At 69.5% G+C, this 19,975-nt stretch carries 21 protein-coding genes; 8 read left to right on the top strand and 13 right to left on the bottom strand.

Annotation, left to right across the window (positions count from 1 at the left end; genetic code table 11):
• Positions 1 to 542: 542 nt before the first annotated feature.
• The 4 genes from OG858_RS28445 to OG858_RS28430 all read right to left on the bottom strand — a co-directional run bounded on the left by OG858_RS28445 (position 543) and on the right by OG858_RS28430 (position 4,907).
• A complete protein-coding gene (locus tag OG858_RS28445) occupies positions 543 to 1,667 on the bottom strand; it encodes a GuaB3 family IMP dehydrogenase-related protein (RefSeq protein ID WP_046704802.1) in 1,125 nt (374 codons plus the stop codon).
• Positions 1,668 to 1,782: 115 nt separating this feature from the next.
• Entirely contained in the window at positions 1,783 to 3,285 is a 1,503-nt protein-coding gene (gene guaB / locus OG858_RS28440; protein WP_319266008.1) for an IMP dehydrogenase, read from the bottom strand.
• A 166-nt stretch (positions 3,286 to 3,451) separates the two neighbouring features.
• A complete protein-coding gene (locus OG858_RS28435; protein ID WP_005481141.1) occupies positions 3,452 to 4,027 on the bottom strand; it encodes a sigma-70 family RNA polymerase sigma factor in 576 nt (191 codons plus the stop codon).
• A 268-nt stretch (positions 4,028 to 4,295) separates the two neighbouring features.
• Complete coding sequence (locus tag OG858_RS28430) at positions 4,296 to 4,907, bottom strand: response regulator transcription factor (RefSeq protein ID WP_003948568.1); 612 nt, start codon at positions 4,905 to 4,907, stop codon at positions 4,296 to 4,298.
• Positions 4,908 to 5,299: 392 nt separating this feature from the next.
• Here OG858_RS28430 and OG858_RS28425 point away from each other — a divergent pair, with 392 nt between their 5' ends.
• Positions 5,300 to 5,635, top strand: a complete 336-nt coding sequence (locus OG858_RS28425) for a WhiB family transcriptional regulator (protein WP_037694243.1) — start codon at positions 5,300 to 5,302, stop codon at positions 5,633 to 5,635.
• Between the two features lie 62 nt (positions 5,636 to 5,697).
• Here OG858_RS28425 and OG858_RS28420 read toward each other — a convergent pair whose 3' ends face one another.
• Positions 5,698 to 6,594, bottom strand: coding sequence for a LysR family transcriptional regulator (locus OG858_RS28420; RefSeq protein WP_086748104.1), 897 nt, complete (start codon positions 6,592 to 6,594; stop codon positions 5,698 to 5,700).
• Positions 6,595 to 6,674: 80 nt separating this feature from the next.
• Here OG858_RS28420 and OG858_RS28415 point away from each other — a divergent pair, with 80 nt between their 5' ends.
• The 3 genes from OG858_RS28415 to OG858_RS28405 all read left to right on the top strand — a co-directional run bounded on the left by OG858_RS28415 (position 6,675) and on the right by OG858_RS28405 (position 9,048).
• Positions 6,675 to 7,340, top strand: a complete 666-nt coding sequence (locus OG858_RS28415) for an MOSC domain-containing protein (RefSeq protein WP_179200941.1) — start codon at positions 6,675 to 6,677, stop codon at positions 7,338 to 7,340.
• Between the two features lie 134 nt (positions 7,341 to 7,474).
• Positions 7,475 to 8,248: an SDR family NAD(P)-dependent oxidoreductase gene (locus tag OG858_RS28410; RefSeq protein ID WP_086748105.1), complete on the top strand. Its 774-nt coding sequence runs from the start codon at positions 7,475 to 7,477 to the stop codon at positions 8,246 to 8,248.
• A 92-nt stretch (positions 8,249 to 8,340) separates the two neighbouring features.
• Positions 8,341 to 9,048 carry an ester cyclase gene (locus OG858_RS28405; RefSeq protein ID WP_328544295.1) on the top strand — a complete coding sequence of 236 codons (708 nt, stop codon included), beginning with the start codon at positions 8,341 to 8,343 and terminating at the stop codon, positions 9,046 to 9,048.
• 403 nt (positions 9,049 to 9,451) lie between these two features.
• On the opposite strand, the gene OG858_RS28400 is transcribed toward OG858_RS28405, so the two are convergent.
• A complete protein-coding gene (locus OG858_RS28400) occupies positions 9,452 to 9,652 on the bottom strand; it encodes a hypothetical protein (RefSeq protein ID WP_086748107.1) in 201 nt (66 codons plus the stop codon).
• 145 nt (positions 9,653 to 9,797) lie between these two features.
• Between OG858_RS28400 and OG858_RS28395 the strand changes: the two genes are divergently transcribed.
• The 4 genes from OG858_RS28395 to OG858_RS28380 all read left to right on the top strand — a co-directional run bounded on the left by OG858_RS28395 (position 9,798) and on the right by OG858_RS28380 (position 12,191).
• Positions 9,798 to 10,136: a PadR family transcriptional regulator gene (locus tag OG858_RS28395; protein ID WP_319066251.1), complete on the top strand. Its 339-nt coding sequence runs from the start codon at positions 9,798 to 9,800 to the stop codon at positions 10,134 to 10,136.
• 14 nt (positions 10,137 to 10,150) lie between these two features.
• Positions 10,151 to 10,591 (top strand): hypothetical protein, encoded by a 441-nt coding sequence (locus OG858_RS28390; protein ID WP_086748109.1) that lies wholly within the window; start codon positions 10,151 to 10,153, stop codon positions 10,589 to 10,591.
• Between the two features lie 254 nt (positions 10,592 to 10,845).
• Complete coding sequence (locus OG858_RS28385; RefSeq protein ID WP_319066252.1) at positions 10,846 to 11,706, top strand: helix-turn-helix domain-containing protein; 861 nt, start codon at positions 10,846 to 10,848, stop codon at positions 11,704 to 11,706.
• 47 nt (positions 11,707 to 11,753) lie between these two features.
• Complete coding sequence (locus tag OG858_RS28380; RefSeq protein ID WP_319319284.1) at positions 11,754 to 12,191, top strand: hypothetical protein; 438 nt, start codon at positions 11,754 to 11,756, stop codon at positions 12,189 to 12,191.
• Positions 12,192 to 12,452: 261 nt separating this feature from the next.
• Here OG858_RS28380 and OG858_RS28375 read toward each other — a convergent pair whose 3' ends face one another.
• The 7 genes from OG858_RS28375 to OG858_RS28345 form a co-directional block, all read right to left on the bottom strand.
• Positions 12,453 to 12,653 (bottom strand): DUF397 domain-containing protein, encoded by a 201-nt coding sequence (locus OG858_RS28375; protein WP_256960371.1) that lies wholly within the window; start codon positions 12,651 to 12,653, stop codon positions 12,453 to 12,455.
• Between the two features lie 677 nt (positions 12,654 to 13,330).
• Positions 13,331 to 14,119, bottom strand: a complete 789-nt coding sequence (locus tag OG858_RS28370; protein WP_328544296.1) for a matrixin family metalloprotease — start codon at positions 14,117 to 14,119, stop codon at positions 13,331 to 13,333.
• Positions 14,120 to 14,190: 71 nt separating this feature from the next.
• Positions 14,191 to 14,598 carry a hypothetical protein gene (locus tag OG858_RS28365; protein ID WP_143677238.1) on the bottom strand — a complete coding sequence of 136 codons (408 nt, stop codon included), beginning with the start codon at positions 14,596 to 14,598 and terminating at the stop codon, positions 14,191 to 14,193.
• A 746-nt stretch (positions 14,599 to 15,344) separates the two neighbouring features.
• Entirely contained in the window at positions 15,345 to 16,970 is a 1,626-nt protein-coding gene (gene groL, locus OG858_RS28360; RefSeq protein WP_037694236.1) for a chaperonin GroEL, read from the bottom strand.
• Positions 16,971 to 17,124: 154 nt separating this feature from the next.
• Entirely contained in the window at positions 17,125 to 17,433 is a 309-nt protein-coding gene (gene groES / locus OG858_RS28355; RefSeq protein WP_003998759.1) for a co-chaperone GroES, read from the bottom strand.
• A 262-nt stretch (positions 17,434 to 17,695) separates the two neighbouring features.
• Complete coding sequence (locus OG858_RS28350; RefSeq protein WP_319066254.1) at positions 17,696 to 18,691, bottom strand: polysaccharide deacetylase family protein; 996 nt, start codon at positions 18,689 to 18,691, stop codon at positions 17,696 to 17,698.
• A 176-nt stretch (positions 18,692 to 18,867) separates the two neighbouring features.
• Positions 18,868 to 19,881 carry a polysaccharide deacetylase family protein gene (locus tag OG858_RS28345; protein ID WP_327724744.1) on the bottom strand — a complete coding sequence of 338 codons (1,014 nt, stop codon included), beginning with the start codon at positions 19,879 to 19,881 and terminating at the stop codon, positions 18,868 to 18,870.
• Between the last annotated feature and the right edge of the window lie 94 nt (positions 19,882 to 19,975).

Raw genomic sequence — 19,975 nt, 5'->3', positions numbered from 1 at the left:
CCCCGGCCTCCGGGGCTGGTGGCAGACACCGCCCCACCCCGGTAGCGTACGGAAACAGGTGGAGCCCACCGCAGCGGTCACTGCGACAGGCTCCTGAAAAGTGATCGGGTGTCCGCCCCTACTCGGTGTGGGGGCGGCCGCTCACCTTCCGTAGATCCGCAAGATCCACCTCCTCCGGCACTTCACCATCCGAAGACGGATCCGGTCCCAGCGGGTGGGCTTGCGGTGACGTCCCATGGGCGCCCCCTTCCACGATGCCGCCCATTGACCCGGTAGGCAGACCGTCGGAAATCGGGCCGGGCCCCGAGGGCGGGGTCCGGACCATGTCCTTGGAAGGGGGCTCCCAGCCGAGCTGGGGCGCCGGACACGAACGTTATCGCCCCGCTACGCCCGTTCAGCCCACATTCGCCCCAAACGCAACCACGCGCCCCCCACCCCCGCAACTCACGCCCCCGCTAGCCCACTTGGGCACGCAAAAAGGGGCCCGGTCGCCCCCAGGCAACCGAGCCCCTCTCTCCGCTCAAGCCGAGCGCGGCGTCATGTCACCGCATGTGCTGCGAGTCCGCCACCGTGACCTCGACCCGCTGGAACTCCTTCAGCTCGCTGTACCCGGTCGTGGCCATCGCCCGCCGCAGCGCACCGAAGAGGTTCATCGAACCGTCGGGCGTGTGCGACGGCCCGGCGAGGACCTCCTCGATCGTGCCCACGGTCCCGAGGTCGACCTTCTTGCCGCGCGGCAGCTCCTCGTTCACCGCCTCCATGCCCCAGTGGTTGCCCTTGCCGGGCGCGTCCGTGGCACGGGCCAGCGGGGAGCCCATCATCACCGCGTCGGCGCCGCAGGCGATCGCCTTGGGGATGTCGCCGGACCAGCCGACACCGCCGTCGGCGATGACGTGCACGTACCGGCCGCCGGACTCGTCCATGTAGTCGCGGCGGGCGGCGGCCACGTCGGCCACCGCCGTGGCCATCGGGACCCGGATGCCCAGCACGTTGCGCGTGGTGTGCGCCGCGCCGCCGCCGAAGCCGACGAGGACGCCGGCCGCGCCGGTGCGCATCAGGTGCAGGGCCGCCGTGTAGGTGGCGCAGCCGCCCACGATCACCGGGACGTCCAGCTCGTAGATGAACTGCTTCAGGTTCAGCGGCTCGTGCGAGCCGGAGACGTGCTCCGCCGACACGGTCGTCCCGCGGATGACGAAGATGTCGACGCCCGCGTCCACGACGGCCTTGGAGAACTGGGCCGTGCGCTGCGGGGAGAGCGCGGCGGCGGTGACCACACCGGAGTCGCGCACCTCCTTGATGCGCTGCCCGATCAGCTCCTCCTTGATGGGAGCCGCGTAGATCTCCTGGAGGCGGCGGGTCGCGGCCTCGTCGGGCAGGCCGGTGATCTCGTCGAGCAGCGGCTGCGGGTCCTCGTACCGCGTCCACAGGCCTTCGAGGTTCAGGACGCCGAGGCCGCCCAGCTCGCCGATGCGGATCGCGGTGGCCGGGGAGACGACCGAGTCCATGGGAGCGGCCAAGAAGGGCAGCTCGAAACGGTAGGCGTCGATCTGCCAGGCGATCGAGACCTCCTTCGGGTCCCGCGTACGGCGGCTGGGGACGACGGCGATGTCGTCGAAGGCGTACGCCCGGCGGCCGCGCTTGCCGCGCCCGATCTCGATCTCAGTCACGTCTGTGGCCTTTCCCTGATGCGTTCAGCGTCTACCAGTATCGCCGACGGGCACGACGAGGGCGGCCCCGGATGCACCGGGGCCGCCCTGGCCGCAGCGTGACGAGGCGCGCTGTCTACTTACGGCTGTAGTTCGGCGCCTCGACGGTCATCTGGATGTCGTGCGGGTGGCTCTCCTTGAGGCCCGCGGAGGTGATCCGTACGAAGCGGCCCTTGGTCTCCATCTCCGCGATGGTGGCGGCGCCCACATAGCCCATGGTCTGGCGCAGACCGCCGACGAGCTGGTGGAGCACGTTGCCCAGCGGACCGCGGTAGGGCACCTGGCCCTCGATGCCCTCGGGCACGAGCTTGTCGTCGGCCGCCACCTCTGCCTGGAAGTAGCGGTCCTTCGAGTACGACCTGCCCTGGCCGCGGGACTGCATCGCGCCGAGCGAGCCCATGCCGCGGTACGACTTGAACTGCTTGCCGTTGATGAACTGCAGCTCGCCGGGCGACTCCTCGCAGCCCGCGAGGAGGCTGCCCAGCATCACCGTGTCGGCACCGGCGGCCAGCGCCTTGCCGATGTCGCCGGAGTACTGCAGACCGCCGTCGCCGATGAGCGGGACGCCTGCCGGGCGGGCGGCGAGAGAGGCTTCGTAGATGGCGGTGACCTGCGGGACGCCGATACCGGCGACCACCCGGGTCGTACAGATCGAGCCGGGGCCCACGCCGACCTTGATGCCGTCGACACCGGCGTCGATCAGCGCCTGGGCGCCGTCGCGGGTGGCGACGTTGCCGCCGATCACGTCGACGTGGACACTCGACTTGATCTTCGACATCCAGCTCAGGGCGTTGCTGTTGTGGCCGTGCGAGGTGTCGACGACCAGAAAGTCCACACCGGCCTCGGCCAGGGCCTGGGCGCGCTCCAGCGCCTCGGGGCTGGCGCCCACGGCGGCGCCGACGATCAACCGGCCCTCGGAGTCCTTGGCGGCGTTCGGGTACTGCTCGGCCTTGACGAAGTCCTTGACCGTGATGAGGCCCTTGAGGATGCCCGCGTCGTCGACCAGGGGCAGCTTCTCGATCTTGTGGCGGCGCAGCAGCTGCATGGCGTCCGCGCCGGAGATGCCGACCTGACCCGTGACCAGCGGCATCGGGGTCATCACCTCGCGCACCTGACGGGAGCGGTCGGTCTCGAAGGCCATGTCGCGGTTGGTGACGATGCCCAGCAACTTCTTGTTGCCGTCGGTCACCGGAACACCGCTGATGCGGAACTTGGCGCACAGGGCGTCCGCCTCGGCGAGCGTGGCGTCCGGGTGCACGGTGATCGGGTCCGTGACCATGCCGGACTCGGAACGCTTCACGAGGTCGACCTGGTTGACCTGGTCCTCGACGGAGAGGTTGCGGTGCAGCACGCCGACACCGCCCTGCCGGGCCATCGAGATCGCCATGCGGGACTCGGTGACCTTGTCCATCGCGGCGGAGAGCAGCGGGATGTTCACACGGACGTTGCGAGAGATGCGGGACGAGGTGTCGACCGCGTTGGGGAGCACCTCGGATGCGCCCGGCAGCAGCAGCACGTCGTCGTAGGTGAGCCCGAGAGTCGCGAATTTACCGGGCACTCCGTCGACGTTGGCAGTCATGACACCTTCCCCAAATGGCCTTGATCGGTGCGGATGTCCATGCTAACGGGAAGCGTGGGGCACACATTCCACGGTACGAACTGATACCGGGCTTCGTATGTTCGTACGGAAAAGGCACCCCGCGTGTTCATCCGGGGCGCCTTCCGAACCGTCGCGAACGCCGGTGCTACTGCTCCGCCAGCGCCCGGAGCCGGCTCAGCGCCCGGTGCTGTGCCACCCGGACGGCGCCCGGTGACATCCCCAGCATCTGTCCGGTCTCCTCGGCCGTGAGCCCCACCGCGATCCGCAGCAGCAACAGCTCCCGCTGGTTCTCGGGGAGGTTGGCCAGGAGCTTCTTGGCCCACTCGGCGTCACTGCTGAGCAGGGCGCGCTCCTCGGGACCCAGCGAGTCGTCGGGGCGCTCCGGCATCTCGTCCGAAGGGACGGCCGTCGACCCGGGGTGACGCATCGCGGCACGCTGGAGGTCGGCGACCTTGTGGCCGGCGATGGCGAAGACGAACGCCTCGAACGGCCGTCCGGTGTCCTTGTAGCGCGGCAGCGCGAGGAGGACGGCGACGCAGACCTCCTGCGCCAGGTCCTCCACGAAGTGCCGCGCGTCACCCGGAAGCCGGGACAGACGGGTGCGGCAGTAGCGCAGCGCCAAGGGGTGGACATGGGCGAGCAGATCGTGCGTGGCCTGCTCGTCCCCGTCGACCGCGCGATGCACGAGCGCACCGATCACTGTCGTCTCGTCGTCGCGCATCGGTCCATGGTGCCTTGCGGCCGTCCGGTCCGTGGCGCCACGTCCATGGTTGTGCACCGAAGCGTTATGAGCAGGTGCGCCGGAACTCATCTCCTGCGCCCTCCCCTCCCGCTCGTTCGACTGCTCCCCGAGGAACTCCACACCTCAAGGATGCGGCATCCGCGGCGAAACGAGCAGCGGGCACCCACGCGGCCCCGCTCACCTCGCGGTAAGCGCCCCCGCCCGCCTCGCGGCAGGCGGGGATTACCGAACCCCCGTCGCGGCTCACCTAGCGGACCAGGCCCCAGCGGAAGCCGAGCGCCACCGCGTGCGCGCGGTCCGAGGCGCCGAGCTTCTTGAACAGGCGCCGGGCGTGGGTCTTGACGGTGTCCTCGGAGAGGAACAGCTCGCGACCGATCTCGGCGTTGGAACGACCGTGGCTCATGCCCTCCAGCACCTGGATCTCGCGCGCGGTGAGCGTCGGCGCGGCGCCCATCTCGGCGGAGCGCAGCCGACGCGGGGCGAGCCGCCAGGTCGGGTCCGCGAGGGCCTGCGTCACCGTGGCGCGCAACTCCGCGCGGGAGGCGTCCTTGTGCAGATAGCCCCGCGCACCGGCGGCGACCGCGAGGGCCACGCCGTCCAGGTCCTCGGCCACCGTGAGCATGATGATGCGTGCCCCGGGGTCGGCGGACAGCAGCCGCCGTACTGTCTCGACGCCGCCCAGTCCGGGCATGCGTACGTCCATCAGAATCAGATCCGAGCGGTCGGCCCCCCAGCGGCGGAGGACTTCCTCGCCGTTGGCCGCCGTGGTCACGCGCTCGACGCCGGGCACGGTCGCCACCGCGCGGCGCAGCGCCTCTCGGGCAAGCGGGGAGTCGTCGCAGACGAGGACGGATGTCATGACCGTCCTCCGCAGCTGATGCGCGTCACCTTGAGCCTCCAGGCTGGTACGAAATCGTCACCTGTGCGGTCGACACTCACGAGCGGACACGAACGCCTGCCCGAGCGCTTGTTCTCTCAACCGCCTCCGCCCGTCTCAACGACGGTCACTCGAAAGAGTTACGGGATGGCTGGCTACCTTCGGCACTCTACGTGAGGGCGCGCACACGGTGCATACATGCACAACGGACCCTCAACGTTTCACCACAACCTATGCCCCATTCAGCCGTTTTTCTTCCCATTTGTTGGTGTCTGAGGCTAGATTCGCAATGAGTCATATTTTCATCTCCTTAGATAGTCGATGTACGGTCATGGGCAACATCTCCGCCCAGAACGGCAACAAGGGGACACGTAATGGCAGATTTCTCCCGCCTTCCCGGACCGAACGCTGATCTGTGGGACTGGCAGCTCCTCGCGGCCTGCCGCGGGGTCGACAGCTCACTCTTCTTCCACCCCGAAGGAGAACGCGGTGCGGCACGGAGCGCTCGTGAGAACTCGGCCAAGGAGGTCTGCATGAGATGCCCGGTGCGCGCGCAGTGCGCGGCCCACGCCCTGGCGGTGCGCGAGCCGTACGGCGTGTGGGGCGGGCTGACCGAGGACGAGCGCGAGGAACTCATGGGCAGGGCACGCCACCGACTGGTGACGGCGGCCGCGTCCGCACCGGGGGGCGACGCCGGTTCGAACACTTGAAGGAACGTTTCTTCACGGTCCCGGCGCCGGAGCGTCCGGCACTGCCTCGGGACCGTCCGGCGCTACCGCGCGGCCGCTCCGGCGAGCCGGTCCAGCGTCGCCGCGACCGTGGGCACCTGCGCCAGGTCCGGCAGGGTGAGCGCCACGATCTCCCGGCGCACCACCGGCTCGACCGCCACCAGGCGCACCCCCTTGGCGCGTACGGACTCGATGGCCAGCTCCGGCAGGACGGCGACGCCCAGACCCGCGCCCACCAGGCCGACCACCGCCGGATAGTCGTCGGTCGCGAAGTCGATGCGGGGCGTGAAGCCCGCGCTCTCGCAGACCCGCACCAGCTGCCCCCGGCAGCGCGGGCAGCCGGCGATCCAGGGCTCCCCGGCGAGTTCCCCGATGCCGATGGACCGTGAACGGGCCAGCCGATGGCCCTGCGGCACGAGTCCGACGAGCCGGTCCGTGAGCAGGGGGCGTACGACCAGGTCGTCCCACTCCTCCGCGCCTGCCGCGCCCTCGTAGCGGAAGGCGAGCGCGATGTCGCAGTCGCCCTCGCGGAGCATCGCGACCGAGCGCGGCGGTTCGGCCTCCTCCAGGGAGACCCTGGTGCCGGGGTGGGCGGCGCGAAGGGCGGCCAGGGCGGTGGGGACGAGGGTGGAGCTGCCGCTGGGGAAGGACACCAGACGGACCCGGCCGGCGCGCAGACCGGCGATGGCGGCGACCTCCTCCTCGGCCGCGGTGAGCCCGGCGAGGATGCCGGCCGCGTGCCGCACCAGCGCCTCGCCCGCCTGCGTCAGCCGCGTCTCGCGGCCGCTGCGGACGAGCAGCGGAGTGCCGACGGAGGATTCGAGCGCCTTCATCTGCTGGCTGACGGCGGGCTGGGTGCAGCCGAGTTCGCGTCCGGCCGCCGAGAAGGAACCGGTGGCGGCGACGGCGCGCAGGACACGGAGATGACGGGCCTCGATCACGGGTTGAGCATAAGCGGGGCTTGGACAGGGTGCCGAATATCGCGTCGACGCTTTGACCCTCGTCCGCCTACCGTGCCCGTATGAAGCTTCTGTCACTGAATGTGGGGCGTCCCAAGGCCGTCGACGTCCCGGAGGAGTCGAAGCGGGTCTCGGGCATCGACAAGCGGCCGGTGGACGGGCCGGTGCGGGTGTCCGCGCCCGGGCCCAAGGGGGTCGGTGCCAGCGGGGTGGCCGGTGACGCGGTGTGCAACACGCAGCACCACGGCGGCGACGACCAGGCGGTCTACGCGTTCGCCCGCGAGGACCTGGACGGCTGGGAGCGCGAACTGGGCCGCACCCTGCCCAGCGGAGCCTTCGGCGAGAACCTCACCACCGAGGGTCTCGACGTCTCCGGTGCCCTCATCGGTGAACGCTGGCGGATCGGCTCCGAGGTGATCCTGGAGATCACGTCCGGCCGCGTCCCCTGCCTCAACTTCCAGCGGCATCTGGGCGAACGGGGCTGGGTGAAGCGATTCACGCGCGAGGGCGCGCCCGGCGCGTACCTCCGGGTGATCCAGCCCGGCGAGATCCGGGCCGGCGACCCCATCGAGATCGTCCACCGCCCCGACCACGACATCACCGTGGCCCTCGCCTTCCGCGCCACGATGAACGAACACGGTTTGCTGCCAAGGCTGTTGGCGGCGGGCGAGGCGCTGCATCCGGAGGTGCTGGAGATCGCGCGGAAGTACGCGGCGAAGCAGGGGTGACGGGCCGGTCCGTGGCGGGGTGCCCGTGAAGGCGCCATGCCGGTGCGGCTGTTCACCGGGGCGCTGCCGAAGCCGCTGGTGAACGTGTGGTGGACCGGACGGACCCGCACAGTTCCGGTCACTACGCTTGCGCCATGACAACGGCTCTGATTACGGGATCGACCGCGGGGATCGGTGCCGCCTTCGCGCGGCGGCTGGCGGCGGACGGGCACAGCCTGGTGCTGGTGGCGCGTGACACCAAGCGGCTGCGGGAGCAGGCGACCGAGTTGCACGACCGGCACGGCATCGAGGCGGAGGTGCTGACGGCGGACCTCGCGACGGACGACGGCATCGAGTCGGTGGCGCGGCGGCTGTCGGACCGCAAGAACCCGGTCGACCTGCTGATCAACAACGCCGGCTTCGGCAACAAGGGCCGCTATCTCGACGTCTCCATGGCCGACGAGCTGAGAATGCTCAAGGTCCACTGCGAGGCGGTCCTCCGTCTCACCTCGGCGGCCGGCGAGGCCATGCGCGAGCGCGGCCGGGGCGGCGTGGTGAACGTGGCGTCCGTCGCCGCGTTCGTACCGCGGGGCACCTACGGGGCGTCGAAGGCCTGGGTCGTGCAGTTCACCCAGGGTGCCGCGCGCGATCTGGCCGGCACCGGCGTCCGGCTGATGGCCCTGTGCCCGGGCTTCGTCCGCACCGAGTTCCACGATCGGGCCGGCATGGGCACCGACAGCATCCCGTCCTGGATGTGGCTCGACGCCGACAAGCTGGTCACCGCCGCCCTCGCCGACCTCTCCCGGGGCAGGACCGTCTCCATCCCCGACCCGCGCTACAAGGCCCTGATGGGTGTGGTGAAGGTGGTGCCGCGAGGGCTGCTGGGCGGGATCAGCTCGAAGACGGGGCGGAAGTACGGGCCGCAGTAGCGGTCGTCGCGGCGGCGCCGGCGGGTGCGGGAGCAGGCGCCGGGAGACAATGGAGCTGTTCCACCCGAGCCAGGGGGGCCGGAGGCGGTCTCATGACATTCGTGCAGCTCATCGACTGCAGGACGAGCCGGTTCGACGAGATGAACCAGCTGATGGACACATGGGTCGAGCAGACCAAGGGCAAGCGGACGGCGACGCACAGCGTGATCGGGAAGGACCGGTCGGACGGCTCGCACTTCGTGGAGATCGTGGAGTTCCCGTCGTACGAGGAGGCTATGCGGAACTCCGGGCTGCCGGAGACGGAGCGGATCTTCCAGGAGATGGTGGCGCTGTGTGAGGAGATGCCCACGTTCACGGATCTGGACGTGGTGCGGGACGAGCAGCTGTACGCCGCGACGGCGCGGCGGTTCCTCACGACCATCGCCGCGAAGGGCGAACTGCCGCCGCTCGACGATCTTCTCGTGGAGGGTTATCACGACCACGTGCCGTCCGAGGAGCCGGACGCCATCGGGATGGACGCGTTCCGGCGGACCGTCGAGGAGTGGCGGGGCGGGTTCGACTTCGCGTTCACCGTGGAGGACCAGATCGCCCAGGGCGACCGGGTGTGCACGCGGTGGACCTGGAACGCGACCCACAAAGGGGACTTCCTCGGGATTCCGGCCAGCGGCAGGACGGTCCGGATGACGGGGACGATCGTGCACCGGTGCGCTTCCGACGGGAAGATCGCCGAGGGATGGTGGGAGTACGACCGGCTCGGGCTGATGGGGCAGTTGGGCGCGCTGGACGACCTGGAGGGCTAGGGCGCTTCCGATGGCTCCTGGCCGGAGATCATCCGGCCGATCGGCGCCGCGCGAGGTGACTGGTGAGGCGCCGGCCGCCTCACCGGACTCGTCCGTGACCGCTCACCAACGGCTTCAAGAGCCGTCAGAATCAGCCTGGCGCCGGCCGGAGGTCCGGCCCGTGGCCAACGGTCCGTCGTGGCCGGTCGCTGCCCCGGGTTTCTCGGGCTTGGCGGCCAAGGCTCTGACCCTGGTGTGGGCCTCGGTCGAGGCGGAGATCCGCAAGCGGGACGGGCAGTGCTGCGGACCGTGCGCTCGCCGCAGCTCGGCTTCGGCGCCGAAGCGGTCCGGAACGCGGTGAGGGGCTCCGCCTTCCGGCGGAGCCCCTCACCGCGTGGCCACAGTGGACATTCCCGGCGTGCCGCTACGGCGTGGGCGGCCACTCCCAGTTGAAGGCCCCCAAACCGGCCACCCCCGCGACCAGCCACAGGAGCAGCACCAGGGAGATGTGCAGCTGCAGATGTCGCCCCGCCTTGACGACCAGTCCTGAGCGGTCCAGCCGGAAGTCCCAGAGCTGGGACCCGTCGCCGCCACTTCCGTGCTCGCTGTGCTCCTGTGCAGCCATGTCTGTCCTCTCGTCGCGTCCCGCTGGAACCCTACAGCGCCACTTAAGTCAAGAACAACCTAGCTAGATGTAGACCTCCGGTCGCACCGCGAACCCGACCTCGGGGGCAACTTAGGTCCTTGACAACCTAAGTAGAGTTAGGGGTATGAGCGGACTCCGAATGACCATGCAGACACAGCTGGTCCTCAAAGAGCTGCTCCAGAATCCGGCACAGCCCCAGTACGGGCTGACGGTCGGCCAGGCGGTGGGCCTGCAGAGTGGAACCATCCATCCCATCCTGGCCCGACTGGAGCGAGCGGGAATACTGGAGAGTTCCTGGGAGGACCCCGACGATCACGCCTCCGCCGATCCCCCTCGGCCCCGGCGCCGCTACTACAGGTTCACGAAGGACGGAGCCGAGCAAGCCCGACTGGTTCTGGCCCGCGCCCACCAGAGCAAGCCCTCCGGGACCACCAGGACGACGAAACCCGTCGCGGACTTCTGATCGGATCCACCGCCATGGTCACCGCCCTCGCCGTCGCCCTGTCCGTCCTGGCGGCACTCGCCTTGTTGCCGCTACTGGTCCTGATTCTGAAACTGAAGCATGGAAAACGGTCGGCAATGAACACAGCGGGCAAGCTGATCAATCTGATGCCCGCACAACTGAGCGGCCTCTTCGTCCGAGTGGGCAGACTGACCATCCGCCTCCTGACTCCGCGCTCGAACACGGCTGCCCTGCGGGAACGCGCAGAGGACCGGGTCGGCCTCCGTCTGCACATCATCGAGGCGGCGCTGCCCGAAGAAGACAGAAAGCGCCGCATCGAGGAGATGATGGAGGAGCGCAACACGCTGCGACAGAAGCAAGGATGCGTGCCCCGATTGCACCACCTGCGACTCTTCCTGGGCGCATGCACGATTCGGTGGGAACAGTGGAGCGACCCCAAGCGCCAGGTCGACTGACACCGTCCTGGACGGAAGATGACAGTGCGAGGCCCCCACGGGAGCGTGGGGGCCTCGCTCATTTTCAAAAAGGGTCTGAGCACCCCCAGCGGTTTCTAGCGGCCGACCCCTACCGCCCCACCCCCCTGGAATCATGAACATGCCAATCAGCTAGTAGCTGATGAGGCTTGGCATAATGGACACAGCCAATGGCTTTGAGTTGATTGGGCATGGCAGAAGAACGTCGGGGTACGTGCACCAAGGAAGGAGCGGCGATGACACCCTCTGTTGATCCCAGCCTCAACCGGCGCAAGCTGCGTATCGCGTTGCGCCAGGCACGCGACGAGGTCGGTCTCACGCAACGTGAGGCGGCCGAGCGCGTGGAATGGTCCCAGTCCAAGCTGATCCGGATCGAGACCGGAGCGGTCAGCATCTCCGTGAGCGACCTGCGCGCGCTGATGGAAATCTACGGGATCACCGACCCCACGTTGATGGCGAAGCTGGAGGAAGCAGCCCGGGGAAGCAAGGGTCCCAGCTGGTGGTCGAGTTTCCACGATGTACTCACTCCACAGTTCGCGCAGTACCTGGGATACGAGACCGCCGCCGTGCGGCTCCACACGTACCACCCCATCGTGATTCCCGGACACTTGCAGACCCGCCGGTACGCGGAGGCGCTCCTCGCCCCACGGGGTCTTGACGCCGACCGGGTCGGCCGTGTGGTCGACCTCAGGATGAAGCGCCAGGCGCGGATGTTCGATGGCGAGGGACGGCTCGATTCCGTGTTCGTCCTCGACGAGGCCGCCGTGCGACGTGAGATCGGAGGGAAGGAGGTTCAGGCGGAGCAGCTGCAGCAGCTGCTCGAATTCGGCGTCCGCCCTGATGTGACGATCCGGGTGCTGCCCTACGAGGCCGGCGCCCACTACAGCACCTTCGGCAGCTTCGTCCTGCTCGGCTTCACGGACGACAAGGACCTGCTCTATCTGGAGCACGCCGCCGGAAGCATGACGGGCGGTGAGGACGACGGACTGCTGAAGCACTATCAGGACTGCGCCCGGCGCCTCTCGGACCTGGCGCTCGACGAGTCCGGTTCACTCGACCTGATCAGCCGCGTCAAGCAGGACCTCGGCATGGGCTAAGGCCCACAACACCAACCGCCATCGGTGTAACCAGGGGGAGGATCGACGTGGCCAGGTCAGTGTGGCGTCGTCGGCGCAAGCCGACGCTCACCGACGGACGAGAGGCGGACAGGACTGGTCCCACCCGCAAGCCGACCGATGACCCGGCGACCTGGGACGCGGCAGGGAACAGGCACCCCGGCGAGGAGAATCCGCATGCGACGCCCGGGGCCCATGGCGACGCCGCCGTCGGATGCTTCGTCGCCGCGGCATTTTTCCTCATAGCGTGCGTGTGGTTCATCGCGACCCGAGTGACCAACGGGGAGTTGCCACTGTGGGGACTGGTCGTCAGGCTCTTGGTGGGAGTAGTGATCGCCGTCGTCTTCACCACCATCGCCTGGTGGGCCGCGAACACCTGGCGACAACGACGGGACAACGCCCTCAGCGCGGAGAGCCCGCGCGCGGGACGTGAGAAAGACGATCAGAATCCGGTGGGGAGCCCGTGACGGACTGCCCGCTGCGCCACAGGCCCGCACTCACCGAGACGGCGAGGAGCACGGCCACCCACAGCGCGCGCTTGACGGGAACGCTCTCAACGAGCAGGGATGCGGCAGCGGCCGCGGTCGAAGCAGCTGTCCCCACGACGAGCAGGAAGACCGCCGCACCCCCCACGCCGGTGGGCCGGGAGCCGCTCTCGCGTCCCGGAGACTGCGCTGCAGACCTGTCCCTCACGGCCCCACACTTCCTGCCGACGACCTGTAAGAAAGTCATGAGTCCTTCAGCTCTTCTCGTAACAGAGCGCGGAGGAAGTACGTCCAGGCGACGGTGGTGAAACGCAGCACGTCCGTGGCAGGCGTCTTGGTGTCGCGCGCGAAGACATGTCCTGTCCGCATGGCTATCTCCACGCATTCCGTCTCATTGCCACAAGCACTGCTCCTACGCCACAAGGGTTGCCCCTCATGAACCACCGCAGTCCCCCCGTATCCCCCGAGCTGCCCGGTCGGCGTACTCAACGGTAGTGGACGACGGTCCACTACCGCAGACGAGTACCCGAAAACTCCGGGTCGACAATCGCCCGTAGTGCTCGCCACACTACAAAGAGCTACCTCGGGTTCAGATTAGGTGAAGCTCACCTCCACACGCCAGACGAGATCCGGCCCAATCGTCGGGGGTCACGGGTTGATCGCGACTCCGGCTCACTTCAGAGGGACCGGCGAGGGTGTCGCAGCGTTCAGCGGATCGTGCGCCGTCCGGTCTCCCCGCGCGCCCCGCTGTCCCCACCTCCGCTCCCACCTCCGCTCCCGCTCCCGCACCCGCACCCGCACCCGCACCCGACAGGTACTCCTCCGGTCCGGTCTCCACGAGCGGGCGGAGAGCCCATGTCGGGGCTGCCGTGCAGGCGCAGCAGTACGTGGTCGTCGGCGGCCCCGCAGTCGGTGGACGGCAGGGTGTGGGACAAGACCGGCCAAGCGGTTCATGGCCCCCTCCCCCCTGCCGGGTGGCCAGGCGCGGCCCGGCACGCTGCGGCCGGGCGGCGCCGTGCGCGCTCCCCGGTGGCGTACGGGCGCTCTTGCCGCCGACACCCTCGGTCGTGTGAGTGGTGGGGAGCCCCGCACCGGGCTCCCCACCACACCTCACTCCCCTGTCACCCGGCGTACAGGGCCAGGGCTCCATTGATGTCGTCCTGAACCAGGTCCCGCTTCGTCATGTTCGCAGCGACCGTCGGCGCCATCACCGCTCCAAGGACACTGGAGTGGCCAAGGCCGAGAATGTGCCCGAGTTCGTGCAGGGCGACCGTCTCCACGTCGAAGCAGTCCGCCACGGCCCCGATGCTCCAGGTGTGTTCGGTGTCGTCGAAGTGGACGGGCTTCGGTGTGCTCCCGTTCGTGACGACCCCGCATCCCGGCGGGAAGTCCGCGTGTGCGAGGACTCCGCCGACCATGCTGTGGTCCGGATCGTCGGCGGACCGCCACCCGATCACGATGTCGGGATCCTGGGCCGACGTGACCTCGGCGAACGTCACCGGAACCGAGCCGGACCACGTCTGCAGAGCGCTCCGCACGGCGTCGAACTCCTGGCCGGGGCCCGCGTCGTCGGTCCCCGTGTCGAAGGCGAACGTCAGGTCGCGGTGACCCCAGGCGCACCTCGCGGCGAACGCCACGCCGTCGTCCATGTCCAGCATGGCGCAGCGAGGCTGGGTCATCGCGGCGCGAGTCCGCTCGTCGAAATCGCCGGTCGCGGGAATCCTGTTGAACTCCTGGAACTTCTCCAGCGCGCGAGACGTCGGATCGTCCACCCTGTTCTCACTGTATTCGTCGGTCAGGTAGCCGAACCGGTTGAGAAACCCTTGCACCCGCCCCACTCCGCGAACCTTCTCCCCTGCTTCGACGGGCGGCACATTCGCGATCTTGGGAAAAGCGAGAACGGAAGCCATCTCATCCTCCCTTGCATGGTGAATTGTTGGGTGTGGAAGCACAGATGAATCGTGAAGCTCCGTACAGGGGATCAGCCGGTGAACCGGATGCTGTGGACGACTCTCAGAGCGGACTCCCTCGGTGCCCCGGGGCTCGATCTCACGATCACCGTCATGGGCGGCCGGCCCGCGTCCCGCACGCCGGTCGCACCCTCGCCCTGTCCAGGAAAGTGAACCCCCGCCACATGCGATCCGTCCTCGTCGGTGAACTCCACGACACGGGCCGGTCGGCCGCCCACCTCCTGCAGAGAGGCGGCGTGTTCAGGACGTTGGCCGTAGCCGGTCAGCGGGTCAGCGAAGGAACTCCGGTCGACCACCACCTCAAGCCCGCCCCCGCTCCACGCTTCGACCGCCGAATCGATTGCCTTTTCCTGGGCATCGGGCCGTAGCGCTTCCGGCGCATCGAAGTGAATTCCACTTGTCCCGCTGACAGTCGGCACGCCGACCACACCTCGCGGACGAGAAAGAAAGCGACAGCTCTGGTGAGTCCAGACAGTTATCAGGGTTTCACCGGGGACTACCGTCCGCAACCCGGGATTTCACGCGCAACGACCCTGGAACGAACCGACGATCCGTCACCCGTTCGCATGGGGGCCAACCGCGTCGGGCCGCACGCGCCGGCCCGTGCGGCGCGGGACGTACTCCTCGGCAACGACCCGCCGGTGGCCCTGACCCGGCGCGCCGGTGCCAGGCTGACCGAGGCGCGCGAGGCGCACCCGGACGTGGTGCACCCGGTCGGCACGGCCGTCGCGCGCGGCGGTGACGGCGACGGCGGCGTGCGGCCACGGAGGTGGGCCGGGCACCGGGCGAACGCCACTGACCGCCTCCCTTGCGTCCGTGACGGTCCCTCACGGCGGACGGACGACCGGTTTCATCCGGTTGCGCGAGGACGTCACGACGCTGACCTGGGGAGCCGCGGTCGCGGAGACCACGGCGGGGCTCATGCCCCGAGATCGGCATCCACGCCGTACGAGGGCTGCGATTCGCCGAAGCACTGCCCCCGAGGCTCGCCATGGTGAGCCTCGCGCCCGGACGGGGGACGAGCAAGGAGCGGGCGCGAGTCCACACGGTTCGTCTGCCCTGGTGACTGTTCCCACCGCAGGCGCACGACGTCACTGCAAGGGAAGAGGCCCAGCCCCGGCAACCGGGGACTGGGCCTCAGAAAAACCTGCCGACGTGCGTAACGTCAGTGGGAGTGGCCGTGGCCGCCGTGGCCCGCGTCGGCCGGCTCCTCTTCCTTCTTCTCGACGACCAGGGTCTCGGTCGTGAGGAGGAGGGAGGCGATGGAGGCGGCGTTCTCCAGGGCGGAGCGGGTGACCTTGACCGGGTCGATGACGCCCTGCTTGACCAGGTCGCCGTACTCGCCTGTCGCGGCGTTGAAGCCCTGGCCCTTGTCCAGCTCGGCGACCTTGGAGGTGATGACGTAACCCTCCAGGCCGGCGTTCTCCGCGATCCAGCGCAGCGGCTCGACGGCGGCCTTGCGGACGACGGCGACACCCGTGGCCTCGTCGCCGGTCTTGCCGAGGTTGCCCTCGAGGACCTTCACGGCGTGGACGAGCGCGGAGCCACCACCGGAGACGATGCCCTCCTCGACCGCGGCGCGGGTCGCGGAGATGGCGTCCTCCAGACGGTGCTTCTTCTCCTTCAGCTCCACCTCGGTGGCGGCGCCGACCTTGATGACGCACACGCCGCCGGCCAGCTTCGCGAGGCGCTCCTGGAGCTTCTCGCGGTCCCAGTCGGAGTCCGTGTTCTCGATCTCGGCCTTGATCTGGGCGACGCGGCCCTGGACGGCACCGGAGTCGCCGGCACCGTCGACGAGCGTGGTGTCGTCCTTGGTGACGGTGACGCGGCGGGCGGAGCCGAGCACGTCCAGGCCGACCTGGTCGAGCTTGAGGCCGACCTCCTCGGAGATGACCTCGGCGCCGGTCAGCGTCGCCATGTCCTGCAGCATCGCCTTGCGACGGTCGCCGAAGCCGGGGGCCTTGACGGCGACCGCGTTGAAGGTGCCGCGGATCTTGTTCACGACCAGGGTCGACAGGGCCTCGCCCTCGACGTCCTCGGCGATGATCAGCAGCGGACGCGAGGCGTTGGACTGGATGACCTTCTCCAGCAGCGGCAGCAGGTCGGCGATGGCGCCGATCTTGCCCTGGTGGATGAGGATGTACGGGTCGTCGAGGACGGCCTCCATACGCTCCTGGTCCGTCACGAAGTAGGGCGACAGGTAGCCCTTGTCGAAGGCCATGCCCTCGGTGAAGTCCAGCTCCAGGCCGAAGGTGTTGGACTCCTCGACGGTGATGACACCGTCCTTGCCGACCTTGTCCATCGCCTCGGCGATGAGCTCGCCGACCTGCGTGTCCTGGGCGGACAGACCGGCGACGGCGGCGATGTCGGACTTCTCGTCGATCGGGCGGGCGGTCGCGAGGAGCTCCTCGGACACGGCCTTGACCGCGGCGTCGATGCCCTTCTTCAGGGCGGCCGGGGAGGCACCCGCGGCGACGTTGCGCAGGCCCTCGCGGACGAGCGCCTGGGCCAGCACGGTGGCGGTGGTCGTACCGTCACCCGCTACGTCGTTGGTCTTGGTCGCCACCTCCTTCACCAGCTGGACGCCGAGGTTCTCGTACGGGTCGTCGACCTCGACCTCACGGGCGATGGTCACACCGTCGTTGGTGATGGTGGGGGCGCCGAACTTCTTGTCGATGACGACGTTGCGGCCCTTGGGGCCGATCGTCACCTTGACCGTGTCGGCAAGCTTGTTGACGCCGCGCTCGAGGGCGCGACGGGCGTCCTCGTCGAACTTCAGGATCTTCGCCATGGGAGCGGTTCAGCCCTCTCGGAAAACGTGGGTGAAACGAACTGCGCCCCGAACGCCCGGCTTCATAAGGTCGCGGGGGCCCGGGGCGCAGCTCAAAAGCAATGTGCTTCGGTGGAAGCGGGTGCAGGATTTCCGGGGTGACCCCCGGAGCCCCTTACTTCTCGATGATCGCGAGGACGTCGCGAGCCGAGAGGACGAGGTACTCCTCGCCGTTGTACTTCACTTCGGTGCCGCCGTACTTGCTGTACAGCACGATGTCGCCGGTCTTGACGTCGAGCGGCAGGCGCTCGCCGTTCTCGAAGCGGCCCGGGCCCACGGCCAGGACGACGCCCTCCTGGGGCTTCTCCTTGGCGGTGTCCGGGATGACCAGGCCAGAGGCGGTGGTCTGCTCGGCGTCGAGCGGCTGGACCACAATGCGGTCCTCGAGCGGCTTGATGGCAACCTTGGAGCTGGTGGTCGTCACGATCCGACCTCCCCCTTCGGAGATCTCACGGGGTTAACTGTCTGAGGTGGCGACCAGGTGGATCCGTCGTCGCGGGTGCCGGATCTGCCCGTCGCTAGTTGGCACTCTCCAGTGGGGAGTGCCAGACCTGAGACTATGACCGCGATTAGCACTCGGTCAAGCGGACTGCTAATCGAGTGGGTTGCGGCGGGTCGTCGCGCGGTGGACGGCGAGGGTCCGTCCGGGGTTCGGCGGGCCTCGTACACGTCCGGGGCGGGTGCCCTCAGAGGTAGTCCTCCAGGCGGCCGACCGTCAGGCCCTGCTCCTGGATCCGGCGCAGCAGCCGCGTCGTCATCTCGGTGAGCGTGGAGCCCTTCAGCTGGTCCGGGCCCCGGAACTGGGCCAGGACGATGTCGCCCGGGTGGAGGTGGTCGCCGACGGCGTAGCGGAGGTCGTTGATCTGCATGGACGCGCGCCACAGGACGACGGCCGAGATGCCGCAGTCGGCGGCGGCGCGGAGCGTGGTGGTGTCGTAGACGCCGTAGGGCGGACGGAAGAGGGTCGGCCTGACGCCGAAGCGCTGCTTCAGCTTGTGCTGCTGGCCGCAGATCTCGGCGCGCTGTCCGGCGTACGGCAGGCCGCGCAGGGCGGTGTGGTCGAGCGTGTGGTTCTGCACGGTCGCGCCGACGGCCCGCAGTCGCGCGAAGTGGCCGTACCCCGGCCCCACGACGCTGTCCGTCAGGAACATGCTCACCGGCAGCCGCAGCTCACGCACCATGTCGACGAACCTCGGGTCCTTCTCGGCGCCGTCGTCGTACGTCAGGAAGACCACCTTGTCCCGGGTCGGAACGCGGTCGACGACGGGCGGCAGGCCCGGGCCGGCCGCGCGGGACGCCGACGGCCGGTCGGGGCGCTCGGGCGCGGGGGCGAGGGGGGTGACGAGGCCCCAGCGGCGGTACGGGGGTGAGTGGGGGTGACGGGGAGCCGCGGGAACGGAGGGGTCGGGGTTCTTGGGCGGCTGCCCGCTCGGGGGCGGGGCCGCCGAGGTCGGGGCCGACGGCGGGAGCGCCGGGGTCGGTGTCCGGGTGGCCGGAGCCGATGGCGGCCTCGGGCCCTGCGCCGGCCGCAGGTCCTTCTCCGCCGCTTCGGCCCCGGGCCCCTCCGCTCGGGCCGAGCGGCCGCCGGGATCGCCTGCGCACCCGGCGAGAAGCAGTACGGCGAGGGCCGTGAGAGCGCAGAGGGCGGCCAGGGCGCGGGCGACCGGCGTACGAGCTGTCACCACACGCGCCCCCCGGCGCACCACCCGCTCTCGCCGGGTCCCACACCCTCCGCCCGCCCGGCGTTCCTCCCGCGCCGCACGCCTTCCTCGCGCCGGATGTCCCCCCGATGCCTCGCCCCCTCCCCTCGCCCGACGCCCTTCCCTCGCCCGGCTCGCCCGACGCCCCCCGCCGCCCCTCACAGGTAGTCCTCCAGCCTCGCCACCGCGTAGCCCTCGGCGGTGGCCAGGTTCAGGAAGCGGCGGACCATGTCGGGCATGGTGCCGCTCCAGTCGGACCTGCCCCGGAAGTGGCTGAGGACGATGTCGCCTGGGCGGAGTTCGCGGTCCGCTTCGCGGTAGTCCCAGCGGTCGACGAAGACCTCCTCGTTCCACAGGGGGACGGCCTTGACGCCGCAGACCATGGCGGCGCGGAGGGTGTCCCGGTTGTAACTCCCGTACGGCGGCCGGAAGAGTGTGGGCCGCTTCCCGTACCGCTTCTCGATCACGTCCTGCATGCCGCAGATCTCGCGCTTCTGGGCGGCGTAGGAGAGGGCGGGCAGGTGACGGTGGTTGAGGGTGTGGTTGTGGAGGGCGACGCCACGGTCCCGCATCCGCTCGAAGTAGCCGTAGTCCTCCTTGACCAGGTAGTCGCTGAGGAAGGCGGTGTACGGGATGTTCAGCTCGCTCATCATCCGCAGGAACACGGGGTCCTTCTCGGCGCCGTCGTCGATGGTGAGGAAGAGGACCTTGTGGCGGGTGGGGACGGTCGTGAAGACCGGCGGGAGCCCGTCCTCCTCGTGGCCGTCGACCTCGAATCCCCCACGCGTCCTGAGCGTCGGCTTCTCCGCCGGAGGCGCGGGCGCGAGCAGCGGCACCTCGGCCAGCCCCCAGCGCTTCGCGGCGGCGACCCGTGCGGTGTGCGCCCGGCGCAACTTCCCGGCGTACGCGTCGAGGGCACGGGCGCCGGGCGCGTCGAAGGGCCGCTGCCCGCGGTCCTGGCCGTGGGCCGGCTCAGCGGCCTCCCGCCGCTCGGCAGCGCCCTGCCCCGGCGCCTCCTCGGGGGCACCACCACCGCCCCCGCCTCCGGCAGCACACCCGGACACGATGACCGCGGCGGCGAGCAGGGCGACACAGCCCCGGACACCGCCGCTCCCCCTCCAGAAACTCGCCCGCTTCGCACTCTTTCCATCATTTTGTCGTACGAGTCGCATGGCGCCTCATCCTCACAGGACGGCCCCTCCGCACCACCCCGACACCGCCACCGGCCCCTGACCATCCACCGACTGGCCCACACCACCGCCTCGC

Origin of the sequence: Streptomyces europaeiscabiei (genome assembly GCF_036346855.1) — a bacterium.
Classification (GTDB): domain Bacteria; phylum Actinomycetota; class Actinomycetes; order Streptomycetales; family Streptomycetaceae; genus Streptomyces; species Streptomyces europaeiscabiei.
Note: the sequence above shows the minus strand (reverse complement) of the source record. Positions and strands in the feature narration are given on the sequence as shown.